This window comes from Calditerrivibrio sp., from assembly GCF_049968475.1.
GTDB lineage: Bacteria > Chrysiogenota > Deferribacteres > Deferribacterales > Calditerrivibrionaceae > Calditerrivibrio > Calditerrivibrio nitroreducens_A.
Map to the genome: position 1 here is coordinate 62,849 of NZ_JBMFQS010000005.1, position 20,866 is coordinate 83,714.

The following is a 20,866-nucleotide window of genomic DNA, read 5'->3' on the forward strand; positions in this document are numbered from 1 at the left end:
ATTTATGAAAAAAGCGTATAAATCAAGATACATATATTATGACGGAAAAGTTTCAACGGATAAGTATTTAATTTTCGATGAAAAGATTATCGGTATATCGGATAATTCGGAGGATGCGGAGAAGATCTACGAAAAAGAAAACTCTATAATAATGCCAGCATTTATAAATACGCACACACATCTGCCGATGAGTCTTTTTAGAGGTCTTGCGGATGATATCCCACTTATGGACTGGCTGAGAAACTATATTTGGCCTGCGGAGTCAAAGTATCTATCTGAAGAGTTTGTCTATGATGCCACCCTTCTGGCTGCCTGTGAAATGATCCATTCAGGTACAGTCTGTGGAAATGATATGTATTTTTATTCAAAAAATATAGGGGAGGCCATCAAAAAAGCCGGGTTAAAGGTGGTATTGGGGGCCGGAATTCTCGATTTCCCCACAAAATTTGGAAAAGATATAGATGACTATCTAAACAATGCACTAAAGCTATACGAATATTTTAGAGGTGATAGAGACGTAAGAATAGCCCTTTCCCCCCACGCCCCTTATACAGTTTCACCTGAGAGCTATAAAAGATGTATAAAATTTGCCGAAAAGTATGACCTTTTGATACACACACATCTTGCGGAGACGATGGATGAGGTGAATAATATAAAACAGAAATATGGGAAGACCCCGGTTTCGTTGATGGATGAGGTTGGGTTGTTTGATACAAAATCTATCCTCGCCCATATGGTGCATCTAACAGAGGAAGAGATAGATGTGATAGGTAAAAAATCTGCAAATATCTCCCACTGTCTTGAGAGCAATTTAAAGCTTGGTAGTGGCTTTGCAAACATAAAAAAATATATGGATGCGGGGGCAAATGTCTCGATAGGTACTGATGGAGCCGCTAGCAACAACGATCTTGATATGTTAGGGGAATTGTCCACTGTGGCTAAATTTCACAAAGGTTTAAATCTTGATCCTACAGTACTGGATGCTGGTACTGTAATAGATATGGCCACAAAAAATGCTGCCAGAGGGCTTTTCCTGGAAAATTGTGGGGAATTAAAAAACGGTTTTTACGCTGATTTTATTGTGGTTAGGTTTGATGACCCTTTTACCGTTCCTGTTTTCAACCCTGTTTCTCAAGTGGTTTACTCTGCTAAAACTCAAAATATAGTGGATTTTTTTGTGAATGGAGATCCTGTAATGGTGGATGGAAAAATCGTCACAATAGATGAAAATGAGGTTATTGAAAAAGCCAGATGGTGGGGGGATAGGATTAAGTGAATGGTCATTTAGAAGTAATTATCAATCAGGTAATAATATTCGGCATGCTGATGTTGATTGGCTATATAGCCTCAAAGAGAAAAGTAATCTGTCAGGATAGTCTGTCTCATCTTGCCCGTTTTATAGTAAAGATCATTCTTCCCTGCCTCATCTTTGCTGTTGTGGTGGGTAGTGGGGTCACACTAAAAGACTTTTTGCTTTCGCTTCATTTTACCTTTGCGGTCATCATACTGTTTGTTTTGCTTCCAATTTTGGGGTATGTTATTGCAAAGCTTTTCAGGTTGGAGGGGAAAAGTTTTAATATTTTTTTACCTCTTATGACATTTGGTAATATGGGGTTTATTGGGATCCCTCTGATAAATGAGGTTTACAAAGATCCTCTGGCGGGTGTATCAATTACAATATATACACTTGTGGATATGTCTTTGCTCTGGACTTTTGGTGTGTATATGTGTAGTAGACATATTGGAGGATCATCGATAAAAAATTCTATAAAAAATATGATAAATCCCACCACAATAGCGCTTTTTCTGGCTATTTTAGTTTTAGTATTAGGGATAAAATTGCCCAGGGTCATTGCAGATACCATTTATGGTATAGGTGGGACGAGTAAATACCTTTCGATGATATATATTGGGGCTGCCCTAAGCTTTATGGATCATAAAGGGGTTTTGAAAAAGCCTCATATATTTGCTATAGTAATAGTAAAGTTGATCATCATGCCTGTAGTGTTGTATGGTATTTTTAAAAATTATCTCCCTTCAGTCCAGCTTGGTATTTTAAGTATTGTGGCCGGCTTACCCATCATGACCACTGTCGTCATGCTTGCAAAGGCATACGAATCGGATGATCATCTTGCCACAGAGGCTATTTTTGTCACCACGATTTCTTGTCTTTTTACAATACCTTTAGTTTCGGTAATAAATACCTTTTTATGGAGGTAGAAGATGAAGGTTACCTTTCTGGTGGACAATTATGTTGACAGAGCAGGATTGCTGGCGGAGCATGGATTTTCCGCTCTGATAGAGGTAGATGGCAAAAATATCCTTTTTGATGCTGGACAGACAGGTGCTATTATGTCTAATATAAAATTTCTTGGTATCTACCCCAAAAGTATCGATTTTATTGTGTTGAGTCATGGACATTACGATCACACCGGTGGGCTCTTATATTTGAATCTATCTGAACATATAAAGATCTATTCCCACAAAGCTATAGACTCTAGACATCTTAGAGTAAGGCTAGATGGAGATTATGACTACATAGGTATTGATGAAACGTTCTTTTCAAAGAATCAACACCTATTTTCATTCAACGAGTCAGTTAGCGAAATTGACAAAGGGATATTTCTCTCTGGAGGGATAAACAGGTTTGAAGAGTTTGATTCAGATAAGAACCTTTTTATAGAGTATTCAGGGGTATATTCAAAAGATTATTTTCCCGACGAGCAGTATCTTGCCATAAGGGAGGAAGATGGGTGGAGTATAATTACCGGATGTTCCCATGCCGGTATTGTAAACATAGTAAAAGATTTTAAAAGTAAATTTGGTGATCCAATTATAAAAAGTGTAATAGGGGGCTTTCATCTATTTAGAAGCGGTGAAAAGGAGCTGCATCATGTTTCAGATTTTTTAATGAATAATGACATAAAATATATAATAACTGGACATTGCACAGGGATAAATGCCATCTGCCATTTTAGTAAGATTTTCCAGAAAAGGTTTATTCCGATAAAAGTTGGACTTACTGTTGAAATTTAGCTTTACTTGCAAATAAATTAATTATATGATATATTGTATCTAAGGGGGTGTTATGGCGTTAGATCACAATATTTTACTTGAAGTGGGTACGAATGAGTTTGAGGTGGTTGAGTTTATTATCAGAGGTGCGAGAGATAATTACTATGGTATTAATGTGGCAAAAGTGCGGGAGATCATAAAGTTTCCTGAGGTGATACATGTTCCGGAGGCACATCCGGCTATAGTTGGCACGGCAAACGTCCGGAATAAGATCATTCCCATAATCAATCTTGCCTACTGGCTCAATATTAAATATGACTACGACCCTTCCACCGCAAAGGTGATAATCACCTATTTCAATCTTCAATACAACGGATTTATAGTGGATGATATAACACGCATCCACAGAGTAACCTGGGCTGACATAAAAGATTATGCCACCATTTCAGATTTTCAGCTGGCCAATTCTGTATTGGGGGTGGTGAATATAAACAACAGACTTGTGCAGCTTCTGGATTTTGAAAAGATCGTTTCTGAGATAAACCCCAATACAAAGATGGTGAACGTGGAGATAGATTATTCTAAATCAACTTTAAGATCTAAAAAACATGTATTCCTTGCGGAGGACTCCGACGTAATCCGAAAGCTTTTGGTGAGGAATCTCGAAAGTGCCGGCTACAGGGTAACTGCTTTTGAGAATGGTAAAAAATTACTCAATGCAATTGATAAATCGAATCCAGACATAATTGTAACGGATCTTGAGATGCCGGTGGCCGATGGTACCTTTTTAATAAAAACATTGCGTAGTACTGATAGATTTAAGAATATACCCATTGTAGTATTTTCATCTCTTGCCAGTGAGGAGAATGAAAAAAAAGTGCTGGGGATTGGGGCAAATGCCTTCATAGGTAAGCCTGATATGAGTATAATGATAAATACACTTGATAAATTAGTTTTGTAAGGAGATGCTGATGAAAAAATTTATTTACCTCTTGCCCGTTTTGTTTTTGTGTGCCTGTGCCACCGAAGATATAGCTCTCTTGAAAAAAAGTGTAAGTGATCTTAACAGTCAGAATATGGAATTGAAAAAAGAGATTGCAGAACTTAAAACTGGTATTGCGGAGCAGGATCGAAAAATAAAGACCGTAAATGAGGATATAAGACTCAATGCAGAGGCTGTAATTACGCTGAAGTCTGATCTAAAATCGATGGAGACGAGGTTGAGTGATAAGATAAAAGCTATCGAAGCCCAGTTGCCCCAATCTAAAGCCCAAAAGTCAGATCAGGTTCAACAGAAGATACAATCTTCCCAAGCTGATTCAAACAAGGTATATATAGAGGATAATATAGCAGACAAGACTACTCTGTACAATCTGGCAATGGAGCTTTACAAAAGTGGACGTTATGAGGAGAGTATTGATAAATTTAGATCTTTTACGGTGCGATTTCCGACCGATTCCCTCGCGGACAATGCCCTTTACTGGATGGGTGAAAGCTATTTAAATCTCAATAACTTAGAAAAAGCTGCTGAGTCGTTTAAAAATGTTATAGAAAATTATCCTCAGGAGAATAAAGTCCCGGACGCTATGTACAAGTTAGGAGTTACCCTTGATAAATTGGGGAAAAGAGATGAAGCGGTGGATATACTTAAAAAGCTTATTTTAAATTTTAAATATTCAGATATTGCAAATACAGCCAAAAGCAAGCTAAAAGAATGGGGAGTAAAAGATGAATAGGTTGGCCTATCTCCTGGCTATTTTTTTGTTATCAGGCCTTGCATTTGCGGATATAAATTATGAGATCAGAAAGGGTGATACCCTCTGGGGTATATCCAAGAGGTTTTATAAAAATCCTTTTAAATGGTCTGTAATCTGGAAGTACAATACTTACATCAGTAATCCGGATCTGATATATCCTAAAAAGTTTGTCGCCATACCTCTGAAATCCAAAGCAGAGAAAAAAAACACAGCTTATGCGGAGATAGACCTATCTAAGTTTGAAAGATTGACTGATGCAGTAGGTGAATTTACCCTGGAAAATGCCATAGCTTTAAAAGAGGATCCAGATACATTAAATATTTTGGGTGTTACCAAACAAACCTCCACGGACATAAAAGATAATGAGAAGTTTGAACATATTAAGAGGGTGTTGGGCTTTTATAAAGATGGGCAGTATGAATTGGTATTTGAGTCACCTATCAATTCAGAGGTGGTGAGTATACAGGATGGTAAATTCAATGCTGCGGATGGTGATATCGTGTATGTAGTCTCTGAAAAAAGCTTTCTGGTGGGAGATAAAGTGGTATTCCTTGAGCCATTAAAATCAGAGGATAAGTTTGTGGTGTATAGTTATGCTGGAGAAGGGGTGGTTTATAAAAAAAGTGGAAACAGCTATCAAATAAGAGCCACAAAAGTATACGACGCCATTAGAAGTGGGCTAAAAGTGGTGGACTATATAAAAAATGACTTTCCAATGCCTGTGGAATTTCTAAAAACCGATCTTGATAAAAAAGGGGTCATAATAGGTATGCAACACAACTCCTCCATGTCCGGTCAGGGCTATACTGCAGTTTTAAATATTGGTAAGAATAGCGGAATAAAGCCAGGAGATATTTTTTCCATTTATAGGTATGTGGTGGAAGGTGGTTTTAAAAATAGAATTGTTGTGGGGGAAGGTGTGGTGGTGTACGCTCAGGATAGGTATGCTACGCTTGCGATCCTTTCAAACAATCAGGAGATTATGGAGGGGGACATGGTGTCCCTTGACATGGTGGCGGTACAATAGTTTTGAAAAAAGTGCTTGCAAAAATCTAAAAAATAATGTAGAAATCTAGTCCCCCAAGACGGAGGAGTGGCCGAGTGGTTTAAGGCACCTGTCTTGAAAACAGGCGTGGGTTGATAGCCCACCGTGGGTTCGAATCCTACCTCCTCCGCCATATTTTATCATCTTCTTTTTTTTCAGACGCAAATCCTCATAAATTTTTTTGGGTGTCAAAAAAAATTCTAAAGTTTTTCGATTTTGTTACGATAGGTAGATTAAGAAAAGAAAGATGGGTTTAAAAACCCCGAGTTGTTTGAAATAGCTATAAAAGGTGCTGAAACAATCAGGCCGATGCTGGTGAATAACCGCATCGGCCTTTTTTGTTTGCAAAAGTCTAAAATAGTCACAGAGATAATCTGGGCAAAAAGATAGATGCAGGAGGTGATGGAAAAAGGTTAGTAGAGGTTAGAAAAGGTTGTAGATGTAGTAGAGGTTAGTAGATGTAGTAGAGTTTAGTAGTAGGTTAAGAGAGAAAACGAAGAAAATTTAAATATGGGCAGGGAAGCCCAAATAAAAACAAAACATGGAGGTATGTTATGGCAATGATAATTTACAACAATATCCCATCTTTGACAGCTCAAAGATATGTTGGTATATCCAACACAAATTTAGCTAAATCCCTTGAAAAACTTTCCTCTGGTTTGAGGATAAACCATGCATCTGATGATGCATCAGGGCTTGCAATTTCTGAAAAATTAAGGGGACAGATAAGCGGTCTTAAAAGGGCAGCAATGAATGCTCAGGACGGTATATCAATGCTGCAAACTGCAGAAGGTGCAATGGGCGAAGTGCACAGCATCCTTCAAAGGATGAGGGAGCTTGCAGTTCAGGCTTCAAACGGTATCTACACCACCAACGACCGCAAATATATCCAAGATGAAATGGATCAACTAAAGCAGGAGATAAATCGTATCTCTGCATCCACAGAGTTCAACACTAAAAAACTTTTAAACGGTGATTCAACAGCCCTTTGGTCAGCAGATAGCAATAAATTAACAGCGATTATCAGAGGTAGAGTAGCTGAAGGGAACTACGATATAAAAGTTGATGCCAACCCTGGCCAAAACTACATCTACAAAACAGATGTAATGACTCTGAAAGATGGAGCCTATGCAGCTGAATTTGTAGAAGGTCAAAATCAAATTTCGGCAAGAAGAATTACAAATGTCAATGGATTAAATAGCACTATAAACGATAGTACAAAAGATTACAAACTTACAGTAACAACAACAAATTTAGATAGTGCTGCTTATACCGGTTATTCAGGGGCGGTAGGTGTGTATAATGCTGATACTAGTTCAACATTGGCAAGCAATGACCTGGGAATAAACACTTCAGGTATGACTAATGCTTTAAATATAGCCAATTCTGGTTACTATGAAATTGAAGCACTCGCAAATTTTTCATCAACAGCAGGTACTACGGGTACAGTTGCTTCAGCAATTAGAGTTAGGTTTTACGATGCAAATACAGGGACTCTTTCAGACTGGCAAAATGTCAATGTATATGTAGATACTGATAATAATACTATCGTCACATCAGGTGATATAACTGTTGGTGGGAATAACATTGGGTTTGATTTAGGTGCAAGTGCTGGAGCAACCGTAAGAGCAGGTGACAGAGCATTGTTCTGGGTGGCAAATTCTAGTAATGTAGATGTTGCAGGTACTGCTACAAATGGTTCTGCACAGATACAATTTACAGATTCTTATGGTAAGAGTAACATAAAACTTGAAGTGGCAAACTTTGTTTCCTCTACCGAATACAAGTCTAAAACCTACTACGTTGGAGAGATCAATACTGCTAATGGATCTATAAACTATGGTTCTTTTAATCTGGAAATGGGCAAAATGCTTCCCGCACAAAGTGGAACTTTGACATTTGAAGTTGCTGGTCCTGGGGATAGAGCTACAGATTTTACACAGCTAAAAGATATTGCAAGGTTTGTAAACGCTGATGGTAGAAATATCTTTGATAATACTCAAGCTCTTACAATATATGGTAATGGTAAACAGACAACCATCTACTTAGAAGGGAACGACACTATAAAAGATTTCGAAGATAAGCTTACAAATGCAATCAAAGATGGTCTTGGAATGGGTAATGATGGCAATGTTAATGTAAATGATCATTTAGTAGATTATGTCAAGACTGCAACATCTGGTACACCTCAAGCTGTGGCTGGAACATTCGTAATTCAGTCTGCATTACTTGGTGAAGATAGTAGACTATCTTTTATAGGTGATCAGACTTTGATAGATGGACTGTCACTTGCTACTATCCAGGAAGGTAAAAACTCTGAGCTTACCGTTACAGTTACCAACGCCCACACAGGTGAAACCATAGGCTCTGATGTAGTGGGAGACTACACTTTGAAAAATATCATTAAAGGTGTTGATGTAAAAATTAGTAGTAGCGTGGATGTAGATAGTTCATGGAATAGTACTACTAAGAAACTATCTTTTGCTTCAATGAATGGTACTGTTTCAATGAAGCTTCACCTTGTTGACAATGCCACTCAGCTTCAAATAGGTGCAAACGAAGGTCAAACCATTGATGCATATATTACGCAGCTTGACACAAAATCTTTAGGTCTCGATGATGTCTATGTGATCAGTCAGGATCTTGCTCAAAAATCTATTACCAAAATAGATAAAGCAATAGAAAATGTATCAAGCATGAGAGCTACAATAGGTGCTCAGGTCAATAGACTTGAATACGCTATCAGTAACCTGAATGTAACAAAAGAAAACTTAGTTGCTGCTGAATCCAGGATACGTGACCTTGACGTGGCTGCTGAAATGGCTACCTTCACAAGATGGCAGATACTTAATCAGTCTGGTACTGCAATGCTTGCTCAAGCTAATCAGCTTCCACAGTTGGCACTTCAGCTTCTGAGGTAGTAAAGGTTTCGTAGAGAAGGGGGATCCCCCCTTCCTACATTTTAAAAAGGCAGGTGATGGTATATGATGGAGGCTTTAAAAACAGTTACCGTTGATATATTTTCAAAGGATCCTCAGATTACCTCACAACAGCCAAAAAAAGCAGAATCGATTGGGCTGCAGGTAGGTAAGCAGAAAGAAGCCTCTGAAAAAGAACTGAAAAAAGCTGTTGGTGAGATAAATGATGCTTTCAAAAGTATGAATATACAAAGGCAGTTTGTGATAGATAAGGATACAGAGCAGGTGGTGGTAAAGATACTCGATACAGACAAGAATGAGGTGATAAGGCAGATACCATCAGAGGATGCTCTGAGGATCAGCAAGAATATAAAAGAGATGATCGGATTACTCTTTGATAGCAAATCATAGGACCAGCCTATGAAGGATAAGGATAAAAAAATCCCTCCCCCTACTTACATAAATGTAAATAGGGGGTTTTTGTTTTTTATGATATGTAGGGTCAGCCACAAGTAAATCATGACAAACACAAATGTATGGTCGAACCAGTAAGGGCAGACCTATCTGTCTACCACAATAAAGTATGTGGTGGCAAACATGTAGGATAGGGCAAATATGTAGATTTGTCTCTACAATATCAAAATGAAAGATATTGGGGGCAAAAAATTTAATGACGGCAACAAGAAAGCTATTGACAAAAAAGAAATAAATGTATAATATCCACTCAACATGCGGGTGTAGCTCAGTTGGTAGAGCATCAGCTTCCCAAGCTGAGGGTCACGGGTTCGAGTCCCGCCACCCGCTTTTTTTATTCCTAAAATTGTATATCTAACTAGGTTGTATTCTACAAGGACAAATTTATGTGAATATGTTTTGGTGCGAACAGATAGGTTCACCCCTACAGGTATAAAAAAAGGTGGGTATACGTATACGATATCCCACCTTTTCAGATCTAAATATGTTAAAAATTATACTCTAAACTTTTTAATCAAACTCAATAGCTCATTGGCAAGGCGGCCAAGGTTATCTGCGGCATTCATCACTTCATCAGCACTTAGGTTTGAATTATTGAGGGAGGTTGCAAGTGTGTTGATATCCACCGCCACCTGGTCTGATACCTTGCTCATCTGCTCCACAGATGACGCCACCTGCATGATCTTATTCTGCAAGTTTGATACCTCTACTACTATCTTATCAAGGGCATCTATTGCTTCCTTTGAAAGCTCAACACCCTCATCCACCTTATGGACACCGGCATCCATCTTTTCCACGGCAATATTTACCTCTTTTTGAATACCTCTTATCATCTGGTCTATTTCTGATGTGGCGGATTGTGTTCTTTCGGCAAGCTTTCTTACTTCGTCTGCCACCACAGCAAACCCCCTTCCATGCTCACCAGCCCTCGCAGCTTCTATTGCTGCATTCAGAGCAAGAAGGTTTGTCTGATCGGCGATATCTCTGATCACGTTTGCTATTTCACCTATCTGCTGTGATTTCTCACCGAGATTGGCCACTACTTTTGATGTCTCAAGAACAGTGTCTGCAATTGCCTGCACCTCGTTTGTGGTTTTGTTTACCACATTTTTACCCTTGATCGCCAGCTCAGCAGTGTGATCTGCGGCAGTGGACATCTCTGTGGCGTTCATTGCTATACCGGATACTGTCTGGGTCATCTCTTCTGCAGCAGTGGCAATCTGGTTTGCCCTGTCGTTTTGCTCTGATATGGAATTTTTATTTTCTACTGATGTGCTGTGAAGCTGTTCTGATGCTGCTGATATGGTATCTGCGGATGATCTTACGTTTCCTATTATAGTGGATAATTCTTTTATCATTCTGTCTGTATAGTCTAGGAGACTTTCTGGTGCTGGGTTGTCTATCTTTAAAGTGAAGTCACCTTCGGATATTTTTTTCAGCATCTCCTTCATAAGCTCCGGATCACCACCAAGAGGTTTAAATACAGTTTTGACGGTGGAAAAGCCTATGATAATAAATAGTATGATATAAACAATAGATGTTGACCACATTATATTGGATAAGAGTTTTATAGACTTAGCTGCATCTTTATTTTTCTCTACCATTATATTATTTTGATATGTTGTAAAATCTTCTATAGCTTTTTTATATTCATTATATAAGGGAGGGACAATATTTGCTATTTCCGCATTTGCCACCTCTATATTCCCCTCATTGATGAGCTGTATGATTCTTTTCTGGGTTTTATTATATAGCTCTCTTCGTTTGGGAATATTTTGAAAGAGCTCTTTTTCCTTAGGATCATCCAATTTTGGCTCGATAATTTTTAAGATTTCCAAAATCTCATCTCTTAGCTTTTCAATCAATTTTATATGCTCTTTTGAATCGCCCATATGATAACTCAAAACCGCATCCCTCAGTTCTATCCCAATAGAATATACTCTATTAAGGATATCATCTGCTTTGTCTACTTTGAAATAGTGATCTTCAATAAGATTGGTGATGTCATTTTTGACTCTAAACAATTCATAAACAGTGAAACCCTGTACTAAAATTACAATAATTGTTAAAAAGAGAAATGAGAATGTGATTTTTTTCTTCAGACTCCCTTTGTTCATAAGATAACTCCTTTTTATTCTAATAGATATATTGTATTATTTATGATAAAATTTGTCAATAAAATCATGGTCATACAGCCCCAGATATTCCCTATGTGTTTTGTAGTCATTTATATATTTAGCTTTTAATTCTTTCAGTCTTTCAATATCTAATTCAAGTTTTTTTATCTTTTTATCAACTCTCTGTTTCAATTCTTTTAGTCGATTTCTCTTGAAAAAAGGGGATTTTGAGATTTTTTTATTCAGTTTATCAGATATTTTTCTTTCCCTGATGAGAATCCTTTTATTTTTTTTCAGCATCTCTATTGCAATTTCTACTTTTTTACCGTATTCTGAAAGGGTGTCCGCTTTGAGCTGTTTTATCTCGATATCCAGGCTATTTATATCAAACATGGAGGTTTTTTAAATCTAAAATGCCAATTAGTCAAGATTTTATTATGTATATATATAATTTGTTGTACAATAGATATGGTGATCTGGGGTGGTGGCCGGCGGAGACCCCTTTTGAAGTGGCGGTGGGGGCGATACTTACCCAGAATACTTCATGGAACAATGTTGAGCTGTCAATTCAAAATCTGAAAAAAAAGATTGATCTTAATCCGGAAGAGCTTTTGAGATTAGACATAGATGAATTAAAGCTACTGATAAAACCATCCGGATTTTATAACCAAAAAGCTGAGAGACTTAAGATATTTTCAAAATTTGTTTCTGTGGAGTACTCTGGAGATATAAAATATCTCGATAGATTTAAAACTTCAGATGCTCGAAATATCTTGCTATCATTGAAAGGTATTGGTAAAGAAACGGCTGATTCGATTTTGCTTTATGCCTGCGAACATCCTATCTTTGTCATAGATAAGTATACGATGCGGATGTTTAATAGGGTGGGGGTGGGATGGCCTGAGAAGTATGATATTTTCCAGAAAAATATCATGAAGCTTTTACCTCATGATCTAAATATTTATCGCCATTACCACGCACTGATAGTGGAAAACTCTAAAAATTACTGTAGATCAAAACCGATCTGTGAAGGGTGTCCTATTGCAAAAATATGCAAAAAAACTATATTGAATAAATAGCAGGTGGATATGCAGTTGCTGTGTTTTTGCACAGAGGAAAGTCCGGACACCATAGGGTATGATGGTCGCTAACGGCGACCCGCCAAAAGGCGAGGGAAAGTGCCACAGAAAATATACCGCCCGGTATCTGATATCAGATGTTGGGTAAGGGTGAAAAGGTGGGGTAAGAGCCCACCGCTCCTTCCGTGAGGATAGGAGGCACGGCAAACCCCATCAGGTGCAATGCCAAATAGGTAGGCGTTTGAGGGTGACCCGCCCGATGCCTACGGGTAGGCAGCAGGATTTAGTCAGCAATGACTAAACAAGATAAATAACTGCACTCGACAGAATCCGGCTTATTTCCACCTGCTGATACTATTCTTGATATGTCAATCATTTATTTTTTTTATAAAAAAGTTGAATAATCTTTTTCTGTTGCTATAATTTAATGTCGGAAATAATTGATGAGTCTCTTACAATAACACACAATAAAACAAAACATGTTGCCCAGGTTGAGAAAGATATCAATGAGGATGTGGAGGTAGTGTGCAGTAAGACAGAGATCGTTCAGGTTTTGATAAATTTAATTGTTAATGCTGCCCATGCTCTTGAAGAGGTCGAAACAGAACATAAGAGGATAATAGCCAGAGGTTATACGGATGGTCAGTATGCTGTTATTGAAGTGGAAGAGAATGGACCAGGCATACCAAAACATATAATGAACTCGATTTCATTATCGTGGATTATATCTTAAAGGATGGCAACGGTCTTGAACTTTTTGAAAAAGCAAGAGAAAAATTTTTGAAACTGAAAACGATAGTAATAAGTGGCCAGGCTGATAGTAATTTGAAGCAACACCCTGAATTTAATAAAGGATTTCTTTTTTTAAGAAAGCCTTAAAGGATCCACTCTGATAAATTTGATGAAGTTTTTTCTTGAATCTTATAAGGTATAGTTTTTTCATTTTCATGTAAGAATTTATGCTAACAGTCCTTTAGTTTAGCTGAGCTTAAAGATAGCAAATCCTACATCCTGAATGTAAAGAAGTATATCTATGATAAAAAACAGGATTGTAGGACTTTCACCCTTCATAATTAAAAAAAGATGGTTACGTTAGTTCGATGAATGTTGCAATCTGTATTTTTTATGGTATAATCTAAAATATTAAAAATATTGATGTGAGTTCATCTATGGATAAGCGGTTACTTAAAGAGTATCTTTTTTTGGCTATAGAATATACAAGCGATTGGGTTATCCTTACTGATATCGATGGCGTCATTATGTATGCAAACAATGCTGTAGAGGTGATAAGCGGTTATAAAAAAGAGGAGATACTAGGTCAAAAACCATCTATTTTCAAGTCAGGTCTCTATACACGTGCGGATTACGAAAAACTATGGAATACAATACTGAGTGGTCAGGTGTACAAAAAGGCTCTGATAAATAAGAAAAAAGATGGGACTTTTTTCCAGATTTTGCATACTATTTTACCGATCAAACAGGATGGTAAGGTAGTAAAGTTTTTATCCATAGCAAAAGATATCTCAAGAGAGATGGATCTTTTGGATGAGATAAAAAAGTTTAAGTATCAGGATACTTCCACATGGTTGCTGAATAGGGCGGGCTTTATTTACGAAATTAATAGGAGCATTAAAAATTATAAAAATATCGAAATTGGTATGGCAATAATAGTTATCGATATTGTCAATTTCTCACATTTTAATGAGGTATATGGCATCAGTGTTTGTAATGATCTCCTGAAGCTCTTTGGCAAAAGATTAGCGGATAGATTTGGTGGAGATTCTATAGTGGCCAGAATAGGTGGGGATGTATTTGCTATTTTTAATATTTTTCTTAATATCAATGAACTGAAGAACATGATAACTGAAATAATTCATGTTTGTAAATCCCCTTTTAGTATAGAAAATGTCAATGAAATTGTATTTGACATCAAGATTGGGGTAAAGGTTTTGCAGCAATCGGATATCTCCGTTGAAGATAGCCTGCATAAAGCCGAGCTGGCACTTAATCTTGCTAAAAAGAATCCTAATCCTATTTTTAGATTTTATAACGATAATATCAATAAAGAGGTAACCGATTTTGTTAATACCTACCATCTAGTAAAAGAAGCTATAGACAATAGGTGGTTCGTTTTTTATTTTCAGCCAATTTATGATACAAATAGTTTAAAAATAGTTTCGTTGGAGGCTCTTGTTAGGATAAAACACCCAACAATGGGGCTAATATATCCTGATAAGTTTATCAATTTTTTGGAAAATAGCAGTTTTTTAGCCGATTTTGAGCGTATATTATTCGAAAAGGTTTTAAACTATATGGGCCGTATTTCAGATGAAACTGGTGGAAATCTAAATATTTCTATCAACATAAGTGTAAACTCATTTAGAAATGGTAGTATAATTGAGCTGTGTGAAAAGGTTTCTGAAGAGTTGAGAAGATTTATAAGTATTGAGATAACAGAAAGAGTCTTCGCAGAAAGAGTTGATAAAATTATAAGTATTCTAAATAAGTTAAAAGAGCTGGGATTTGTTCTCGAAATAGATGATTTTGGTACTGGCTATTCTTCCCTTAGTTACATAGCTAAGATGCAAGTGGATTTTTTGAAAATTGATATGTCTTTTGTTTGGAGAATGATTGAGTGTAAAAAAACATATGCCATAGTTAAGTCGATCATAGAGCTTGCAAAGGGTGTCGGAATGAAGACGATTGCCGAAGGGGTGGAGACAAAAGAACAATACGATATGTTAAAATCTCTTGGATCTGATTTTGTTCAGGGGTATTATTTTAGCAAACCTTTACCTTTTGATGATATACTTTTAAAATTAAAGTCTAATAAATAAAGGATTTTTTCAGTGTAAGATGACTTAAAATTTCAGGGTGCTGTGTCTTAAATATTTTTCGACACGGCACTTTTGTTGTTAGTTTAGATTAGTTTTCCTCTACTGTAAACTCCTGAGTATCAAACCAGAAGCCATCTCTACTCATAAAATCTACTTCTGCTTTTATAATCTCGAAATGCTTTTTTTCAACCTCTGCCAGTTTATTGAAGAAATCTTTTACCTTTGGGTCTGTGGCTTTACTTGCCTCATTGATATAAAAGTTCATAGCTTTTTCTTCGTGGGTTAAGGCCACTTTCAATGCATCCTCATCCGCAAGCTCAGATTTTTCTGCAAATTTCAAATCTTTTATGGAAGGCATGAATTTAGAAAGTCTTCCTTTCGGAACGTTTATCTGCTCTATTGGCTGACCAGCCATAATTTTTTCGGTAAATTTTTCTATGAGTTCCATGTGATCAATTTCGTCCAGGGCAAGCTGAATAAACATATTTTTGCCGGTACCAACCTTTGTTTGTTTTGCATACTTCAAATAAGCTCGCAAACCCTCTTTTTCAGCTTCATAAGCAGTTTTCAAAGCTTTCATAAGTTCTGTAGGCATCATGACCTCCTTAGATTATTATAATTATGTTTTATGCTGATGATATTATAACCGCAAAAATTCTTTTTTCAATAAAATATTGCATAATTGTTCAAAATATTTTAATATGATATAAAAATTCCCGGAGGTTTATGATGAACCCATTGGCTAAAGAATTAAATGATATTATAGTTTCAGAAAATCCTGCTGTACTGGATATGCTTTCCGAACTTGGTAAAAATCTATATTTCCCAAAAGGGATTTTGACACAATCTGCCGAAGCAAAAGAAAAGGCATATAAGTACAATGCCACAATTGGTATCGCCACTGAAAAAGGTGGACCGATGTATTTAGATTGTATCTATGAACCGCTCAAATCGTTTAAGGCTTCAGATCTCTTCCCTTATGCTCCTGCCACAGGTAGACCTGATTTACGTAAAAAGTGGAGGGAGAAACAGATCGAAGAAAATCCTTCGATGAAAGGTAAATTTTTTGGTACACCCATCGTTACAAATGCTCTGACACATGGTTTAAGCATCGTGGCTGATATGTTTGTGGATAAAGGGGACTATGTATTGCTTCCTGATATGTTCTGGGGTAACTATAGATTGACCTTTAATACAAGATGCGGTGGAGAGGTGGTTACTTTTAATACCTTTACTCCGCAAGGTGGTTTTGATGTGGATTCAATGCTTGCCAAAGCTAAAGAACTGGGTGAGAAAAAAGGTAAGGTATTGTTGATATTAAACTTTCCAAACAACCCATCCGGATATATGCCGACGGTGGCGGAAGGTCAAAAAATGGCTGATGGACTTGTGAATCTGGCTGAATCAGGGATAAAGTTGATCGTGGTGACAGATGATGCATACTTTGGGCTCTTCTTTGAAGATACAATGACCGAATCCCTTTTTGGGAAAATTATCAATAGATCTAAAAATCTTCTTGCCATTAAGCTTGATGGTGCCACAAAAGAGGAGTATGTTTGGGGATTCCGGGTAGGTTTTATCACTTTTGGTGGCACCGATACAAAGGATCAGCCGGGGATCTTTACCGCCCTTGAGAAAAAAGTGGCGGGTATAATCAGAGGCACCATATCAAACTGCCCTCATCCATCCCAGACTTTTGTCCTTTACGGTCTTAATCATCCAGATTTTAAAAAGCAGAAGGAAGAGAAGTATCAGATAATGAAACAAAGGGCAAACAGGGTCAAAGAGGTCTTAAATTCTGGTAAATATGACGATGAGTTTGTATATTACCCATTCAATTCCGGTTATTTTATGTGTTTAAAGCTGAAAAATGTTGATGCAGAGGCTTTGAGGGTTCATCTGCTTAATAATTATGGTGTGGGCACAATTTCTGTGAATAAAACCGATTTGAGAATTGCCTTCTCCTGTATGGAGGTGGAAAATATAGAGGACCTTTTTAATATAATATATCAAGGATGCAAAGATTTGCGGAAATAACGACACTAAAGGCAGGGTATATCCTGCCTTTTCTATGAGGTGAGTGTATGATAATTGATGCAAGAGGGAAACCTTGTCCAACACCTGTGATTATGACTAAAAAATATCTTGACAGTATTGTCGAAGGTACATTTACCGTCATTGTGGATAGTGAAGTATCGAAGATAAACGTATCAAAATTCTTAGAAAGTCAGGGTGTAAGCTTTGAAATCGATCAAAGTGGCAATGAGTTTAAATTTACCGTTGCTAAAGGGTTTAGCTGTAGTTTACCCCAGACAGATCAGAAATCGGAATCACAGCCTTCAAAAAATATAGTAGTTTTTATAACAGCTGAGACAATTGGGCATGAAAATCTGGATCTGGGAAAGATTTTGATGGCAGGTTTTCTAAAAAATCTCAAGGAGCAATCCCCTCTACCCAAAACGATCATATTTGTAAACACCGGTGTATTTATAACCACAAGGGAGTCTGACATTGTGTCCGCTTTAAAAGAACTTGAAGCTGATGGGGTGGAGATACTAAATTGTGGTACCTGTTTAAATTTCTTCAATATCGATACCAAAAATCTTTTAGTGGGGTCTGTGACGGATGCATATACAGTTGCCAGAAGACTGTTTGATGCGGATAAAGTAATAAGAGTTTAGGATGAGGTTTTAGGTGATCAAGCTTACTCACCTCGTGAAAGCTGCCGGCTGAGCCGCCAAGATAAGCCCGGAGGGCTTACAGAAGGCTTTAGGTGGATTGAAAATATATCGGGATGAAAATGTCCTTGTGGCATTTGAAACAAACGACGATGCCGGTGTGTTTAAATTGGATGAGAATAAGTATCTTATTCATACAGTTGACTTTATTACGCCTGTCTGTGATGATCCCTATACCTTCGGCAGAATATCCGCCATCAATTCCATGAGTGATATTTTTGCTATGGGGGGTGATCCCATCAATGCCCTTTCTGTGCTTATGTATAGTTGTGATATTGATGAGTCGATTATATCTGAAATGATGCAGGGGGCGTGTGATGAGTTTACAAAGGTAAAATGTTCGTTGATTGGTGGTCATACAGTTGATGATGCGGAGGTCAAGCTTGGTTTTGCCGTGACAGGTCTGATTACTGATGGTAGATATTACAAAAATGTTGGTGTTAGGGAGGGTGATCTTCTCATATACACGAAGCCACTTGGTATAGGAATCATATCCACCGCAGTAAAAGGAGAGATTGCATCAAGGGAAGATGAAGTGAATGTTATTGATACAATGATCACTTCAAATTATCAGGCTTCAAAGATCGTAAAAAGATACGATGTTTCCGCCCTCACCGATGTTACCGGATTTGGACTGGGGGGGCATGCCTTTGAGATGGCTTCGGGTTCAAACAAATTGTTTGAAATTTTTGTGGATAAGCTTAATTTTTTACCAAACACGTTGGAATTTGCCAATATGGGTATAATTCCTGCCGGCGCTTATTACAATAAACAGTTTCTTGCCGGAAAATATCTCTATTTAAATCGAAATATTTCAATAGAAATCGCAATGTTTGATCCACAAACATCCGGAGGGCTTCTAATGGCCGTTTCAGAGAAGGATGCTTTAAAGTTGAATGAAGAACTTATGAATGCCGGTTATAAATCTTCCATAATTGGTGTTGCAAAACCTATTAAAGATGATCTCTTTTTAAAATTTATTTAGATTTACAATCTAAATACCAATGTTACTTTCAAATATTAAAATCGCTTGACAATTTAAAAAAATTAAGCAATGCTAAACTATAATAATTTTATGAGGTCTGTATGGAGGAATTTAATATAAATATCGGGGAAAGGATCAAAAGATTGCGCCACATGAGGAATCTGACTTTGCAGGATGTGGCAAATTTCACAGGCTTTTCAAAAGCTCTGATATCACAGATAGAAAACAATGTGGTTACTCCCCCCATTACCACACTTGCAAAGATTGCAAAGGTATTAAATGTCAAGATGGTTTACTTCTTTGAAGATGATTTGGACTTTAAAGAATACTATTTAGTCAAAAAAAATGATAGGAAAATCGCCTACAGGGAAGGGGCAAAGCATGGGTATATCTATGAAGAGCTGGCACATATAAAAAACAACGATATTTTTGAGTCTTTTGTGGTGACAATTAGATCGGAGCCGAGGGAAAAAAAACTTTTTAGCCATGAAGGGTATGAGTTTATGTATATCTTAGAAGGGGGGATAAGGATGTATTTGAATAATGATGTTGTGACATTGGAAGAGGGAGATTCAATATCTTTCAGTTCCAAAATTCCCCATTATGCAGAAACATTGGGCGATAAGGATGCAAAGATACTCAGTATTCGTATGAAATCTATAGATATCAAAGCATTGATAAATCAGGCTGGCAAGGATAAGTAAAATTTTTTAGGTTAACTTTTAGTATAAAAAGTATCGAAGTATAGCTTTTAAGGTGGTGTCTGATGAAGATAGTTTTTAAAATCATTGGTATTTTTATAATTCTTTCGATCATAATCTTTTTAATTTATAAGGAAAAATTTACCGCCCAGCTTAAACCTTACAACAAGCAAAAGGTTAAGATTGATGGTATCATAGTAAGTACAAGTAGTAATGAGTACAAAAGTGCTAACATTAACCTTTATTTGGAGTTGTCAGATGAAAAATCGGCTCTCGTGGTGGAAGAGGATAGAAAAAGGGTAACAGCGATGATTTCTGAAGCTCTTGCTGATTCAAAAGATATAAAATCACAGGCAGGGAAAGAGGAGATGAAATTAAAGATAAAAAAAGTCTTAAATAGTTATTACGGCAAAGATATTGTCAAAGATGTATATTTTACTTATTTTATTGTGTATGATTAATGTGAATAAATTGTATATTGTATACAAAAAAACTCTTTACAAAATTTTAAAAATTGCTATTATGTAAAAAAAAAGAGAGGTTATTTTGATTTTTGATATGAAAGAGACCAAATGGATCGATGAGAAAGATGGGCAGGATTTTTTGGAGTATATCGCCTACCTATCGGATATAGCTGCATATCTATCGCTTTTGTATAGATATCCATTTGTGGAAGTATATAAATCGATAAAAGATTACTACGAAGATTTCAAGTTGCTTGCGGCTGAAGAGTATGGGGTTTCATTGCCAAAGCTACCGGATATGGAAAATATGGAAGTGGAGTACGTAAGGCTTTTCAAAGCAAATCTGGAAGGTGTGGTGGCTCCGCTTTATTCCTCTGTCTATACTTCTGAAGAAGGGCTTGTATTGAGGGATTCCACTCTTAAGCTCAGGGAATTAATGATGGATCATGGTTTTGCCCTCAAAGAGGATATTAAAGAGATAGAGGACAATCTTTACGTTATGCTGGAGTTTTTAAGTGTCATGCTAAAAAAGATGGCTGAAGGGAATGCGGATAGTGTGCCTGCAGCTTTTATAGTGGTGAAAGATTATATGCTACCTATGAAAGAGGAATTTTGTAAAAGGCTAAAGAATGGGGCTAAGCTTGAGTATTTTAAAGCTATTTCAGATTTCTTGAGTCTCTTTGTTGAGGAATTAGATAGGTTTTTTGAGTTTTTTTGTGGAAAAAATATTTGAAAA

The 20,866-nt window shown here is 36.9% G+C and carries 21 protein-coding genes, 2 tRNA genes and 1 other RNA gene; 21 read left to right on the forward strand and 3 right to left on the reverse strand.

Going from position 1 to position 20,866, the window contains the following annotated elements; translation table 11 throughout:
- Nucleotides 1-4 precede the first annotated feature (4 nt).
- The 10 genes from ACP5Q2_RS05870 to ACP5Q2_RS05915 all read left to right on the forward strand — a co-directional run bounded on the left by ACP5Q2_RS05870 (nucleotide 5) and on the right by ACP5Q2_RS05915 (nucleotide 9,539).
- Nucleotides 5-1,276 carry an amidohydrolase family protein gene (locus tag ACP5Q2_RS05870; RefSeq protein WP_428098163.1) on the forward strand — a complete coding sequence of 424 codons (1,272 nt, stop codon included), beginning with the start codon at nucleotides 5-7 and terminating at the stop codon, nucleotides 1,274-1,276.
- Entirely contained in the window at nucleotides 1,273-2,220 is a 948-nt protein-coding gene (locus ACP5Q2_RS05875; protein WP_428098166.1) for an AEC family transporter, read from the forward strand. The genes ACP5Q2_RS05870 and ACP5Q2_RS05875 overlap by 4 nt, the downstream gene beginning before the upstream one ends.
- A gap of 3 nt (nucleotides 2,221-2,223) precedes the next feature.
- Complete coding sequence (locus ACP5Q2_RS05880; RefSeq protein WP_424605421.1) at nucleotides 2,224-3,036, forward strand: MBL fold metallo-hydrolase; 813 nt, start codon at nucleotides 2,224-2,226, stop codon at nucleotides 3,034-3,036.
- Between the two features lie 52 nt (nucleotides 3,037-3,088).
- Nucleotides 3,089-3,976, forward strand: coding sequence for a chemotaxis protein CheV (locus ACP5Q2_RS05885; RefSeq protein ID WP_428098169.1), 888 nt, complete (start codon nucleotides 3,089-3,091; stop codon nucleotides 3,974-3,976).
- Nucleotides 3,977-3,986: 10 nt separating this feature from the next.
- On the forward strand, nucleotides 3,987-4,751 hold the full coding sequence (gene ybgF / locus ACP5Q2_RS05890; RefSeq protein ID WP_424605423.1) for a tol-pal system protein YbgF: 765 nt from the start codon (nucleotides 3,987-3,989) through the stop codon (nucleotides 4,749-4,751).
- Nucleotides 4,744-5,799: a LysM peptidoglycan-binding domain-containing protein gene (locus ACP5Q2_RS05895; RefSeq protein WP_428098172.1), complete on the forward strand. Its 1,056-nt coding sequence runs from the start codon at nucleotides 4,744-4,746 to the stop codon at nucleotides 5,797-5,799. The genes ybgF and ACP5Q2_RS05895 overlap by 8 nt, the downstream gene beginning before the upstream one ends.
- Before the next feature lie 60 nt (nucleotides 5,800-5,859).
- Nucleotides 5,860-5,950: transfer RNA gene (locus ACP5Q2_RS05900), tRNA-Ser, on the forward strand.
- A gap of 421 nt (nucleotides 5,951-6,371) precedes the next feature.
- Entirely contained in the window at nucleotides 6,372-8,738 is a 2,367-nt protein-coding gene (locus ACP5Q2_RS05905; RefSeq protein ID WP_428098175.1) for a flagellin, read from the forward strand.
- 63 nt (nucleotides 8,739-8,801) lie between these two features.
- Entirely contained in the window at nucleotides 8,802-9,146 is a 345-nt protein-coding gene (locus ACP5Q2_RS05910) for a flagellar protein FlaG (RefSeq protein WP_428098178.1), read from the forward strand.
- A 320-nt stretch (nucleotides 9,147-9,466) separates the two neighbouring features.
- Nucleotides 9,467-9,539 (forward strand) — tRNA-Gly (locus ACP5Q2_RS05915).
- A 164-nt stretch (nucleotides 9,540-9,703) separates the two neighbouring features.
- Here the strand turns inward: ACP5Q2_RS05915 and ACP5Q2_RS05920 are convergent.
- Nucleotides 9,704-11,326, reverse strand: a complete 1,623-nt coding sequence (locus ACP5Q2_RS05920) for a methyl-accepting chemotaxis protein (protein ID WP_428098181.1) — start codon at nucleotides 11,324-11,326, stop codon at nucleotides 9,704-9,706.
- A 36-nt stretch (nucleotides 11,327-11,362) separates the two neighbouring features.
- Nucleotides 11,363-11,719 carry a hypothetical protein gene (locus ACP5Q2_RS05925; protein ID WP_424605428.1) on the reverse strand — a complete coding sequence of 119 codons (357 nt, stop codon included), beginning with the start codon at nucleotides 11,717-11,719 and terminating at the stop codon, nucleotides 11,363-11,365.
- A gap of 44 nt (nucleotides 11,720-11,763) precedes the next feature.
- Here ACP5Q2_RS05925 and ACP5Q2_RS05930 point away from each other — a divergent pair, with 44 nt between their 5' ends.
- The 5 genes from ACP5Q2_RS05930 (at nucleotide 11,764) to ACP5Q2_RS05950 (ending at nucleotide 15,242) form a co-directional block, all read left to right on the forward strand.
- Nucleotides 11,764-12,405, forward strand: coding sequence for an endonuclease III domain-containing protein (locus ACP5Q2_RS05930; RefSeq protein ID WP_428098184.1), 642 nt, complete (start codon nucleotides 11,764-11,766; stop codon nucleotides 12,403-12,405).
- An RNA gene (gene rnpB, locus ACP5Q2_RS05935) (RNase P RNA component class A) lies at nucleotides 12,405-12,758 on the forward strand. The genes ACP5Q2_RS05930 and rnpB overlap by 1 nt, the downstream gene beginning before the upstream one ends.
- 74 nt (nucleotides 12,759-12,832) lie before the next feature.
- The gene (locus ACP5Q2_RS05940) at nucleotides 12,833-13,138 is read left to right on the forward strand and encodes a hypothetical protein (protein WP_428098187.1); all 306 of its coding nucleotides are present in this window, start codon (nucleotides 12,833-12,835) and stop codon (nucleotides 13,136-13,138) included.
- Nucleotides 13,123-13,284, forward strand: a complete 162-nt coding sequence (locus ACP5Q2_RS05945; protein WP_428098190.1) for a hypothetical protein — start codon at nucleotides 13,123-13,125, stop codon at nucleotides 13,282-13,284. The genes ACP5Q2_RS05940 and ACP5Q2_RS05945 overlap by 16 nt, the downstream gene beginning before the upstream one ends.
- A 290-nt stretch (nucleotides 13,285-13,574) precedes the next feature.
- Complete coding sequence (locus tag ACP5Q2_RS05950) at nucleotides 13,575-15,242, forward strand: putative bifunctional diguanylate cyclase/phosphodiesterase (RefSeq protein WP_428098193.1); 1,668 nt, start codon at nucleotides 13,575-13,577, stop codon at nucleotides 15,240-15,242.
- A gap of 88 nt (nucleotides 15,243-15,330) precedes the next feature.
- Here the strand turns inward: ACP5Q2_RS05950 and ACP5Q2_RS05955 are convergent, their stop codons facing one another.
- Complete coding sequence (locus ACP5Q2_RS05955; RefSeq protein ID WP_428098197.1) at nucleotides 15,331-15,837, reverse strand: ferritin family protein; 507 nt, start codon at nucleotides 15,835-15,837, stop codon at nucleotides 15,331-15,333.
- 134 nt (nucleotides 15,838-15,971) lie between these two features.
- Here ACP5Q2_RS05955 and ACP5Q2_RS05960 point away from each other — a divergent pair, with 134 nt between their 5' ends.
- From ACP5Q2_RS05960 to ACP5Q2_RS05985, 6 genes are all read left to right on the forward strand, one after another.
- A complete protein-coding gene (locus tag ACP5Q2_RS05960; protein ID WP_428098337.1) occupies nucleotides 15,972-17,279 on the forward strand; it encodes an aminotransferase class I/II-fold pyridoxal phosphate-dependent enzyme in 1,308 nt (435 codons plus the stop codon).
- Nucleotides 17,280-17,326: 47 nt separating this feature from the next.
- Entirely contained in the window at nucleotides 17,327-17,923 is a 597-nt protein-coding gene (yedF, locus tag ACP5Q2_RS05965; RefSeq protein WP_428098200.1) for a sulfurtransferase-like selenium metabolism protein YedF, read from the forward strand.
- A 13-nt stretch (nucleotides 17,924-17,936) separates the two neighbouring features.
- The gene (selD, locus tag ACP5Q2_RS05970) at nucleotides 17,937-18,965 is read left to right on the forward strand and encodes a selenide, water dikinase SelD (protein WP_428098203.1); all 1,029 of its coding nucleotides are present in this window, start codon (nucleotides 17,937-17,939) and stop codon (nucleotides 18,963-18,965) included.
- A gap of 101 nt (nucleotides 18,966-19,066) precedes the next feature.
- Nucleotides 19,067-19,669 (forward strand): helix-turn-helix domain-containing protein, encoded by a 603-nt coding sequence (locus ACP5Q2_RS05975; RefSeq protein ID WP_013450930.1) that lies wholly within the window; start codon nucleotides 19,067-19,069, stop codon nucleotides 19,667-19,669.
- A 62-nt stretch (nucleotides 19,670-19,731) separates the two neighbouring features.
- Nucleotides 19,732-20,127: a flagellar basal body-associated FliL family protein gene (locus ACP5Q2_RS05980; RefSeq protein WP_428098207.1), complete on the forward strand. Its 396-nt coding sequence runs from the start codon at nucleotides 19,732-19,734 to the stop codon at nucleotides 20,125-20,127.
- Nucleotides 20,128-20,224: 97 nt separating this feature from the next.
- Nucleotides 20,225-20,863, forward strand: coding sequence for a TorD/DmsD family molecular chaperone (locus ACP5Q2_RS05985; RefSeq protein ID WP_428098209.1), 639 nt, complete (start codon nucleotides 20,225-20,227; stop codon nucleotides 20,861-20,863).
- The last annotated feature ends 3 nt before the right edge of the window (nucleotides 20,864-20,866 follow it).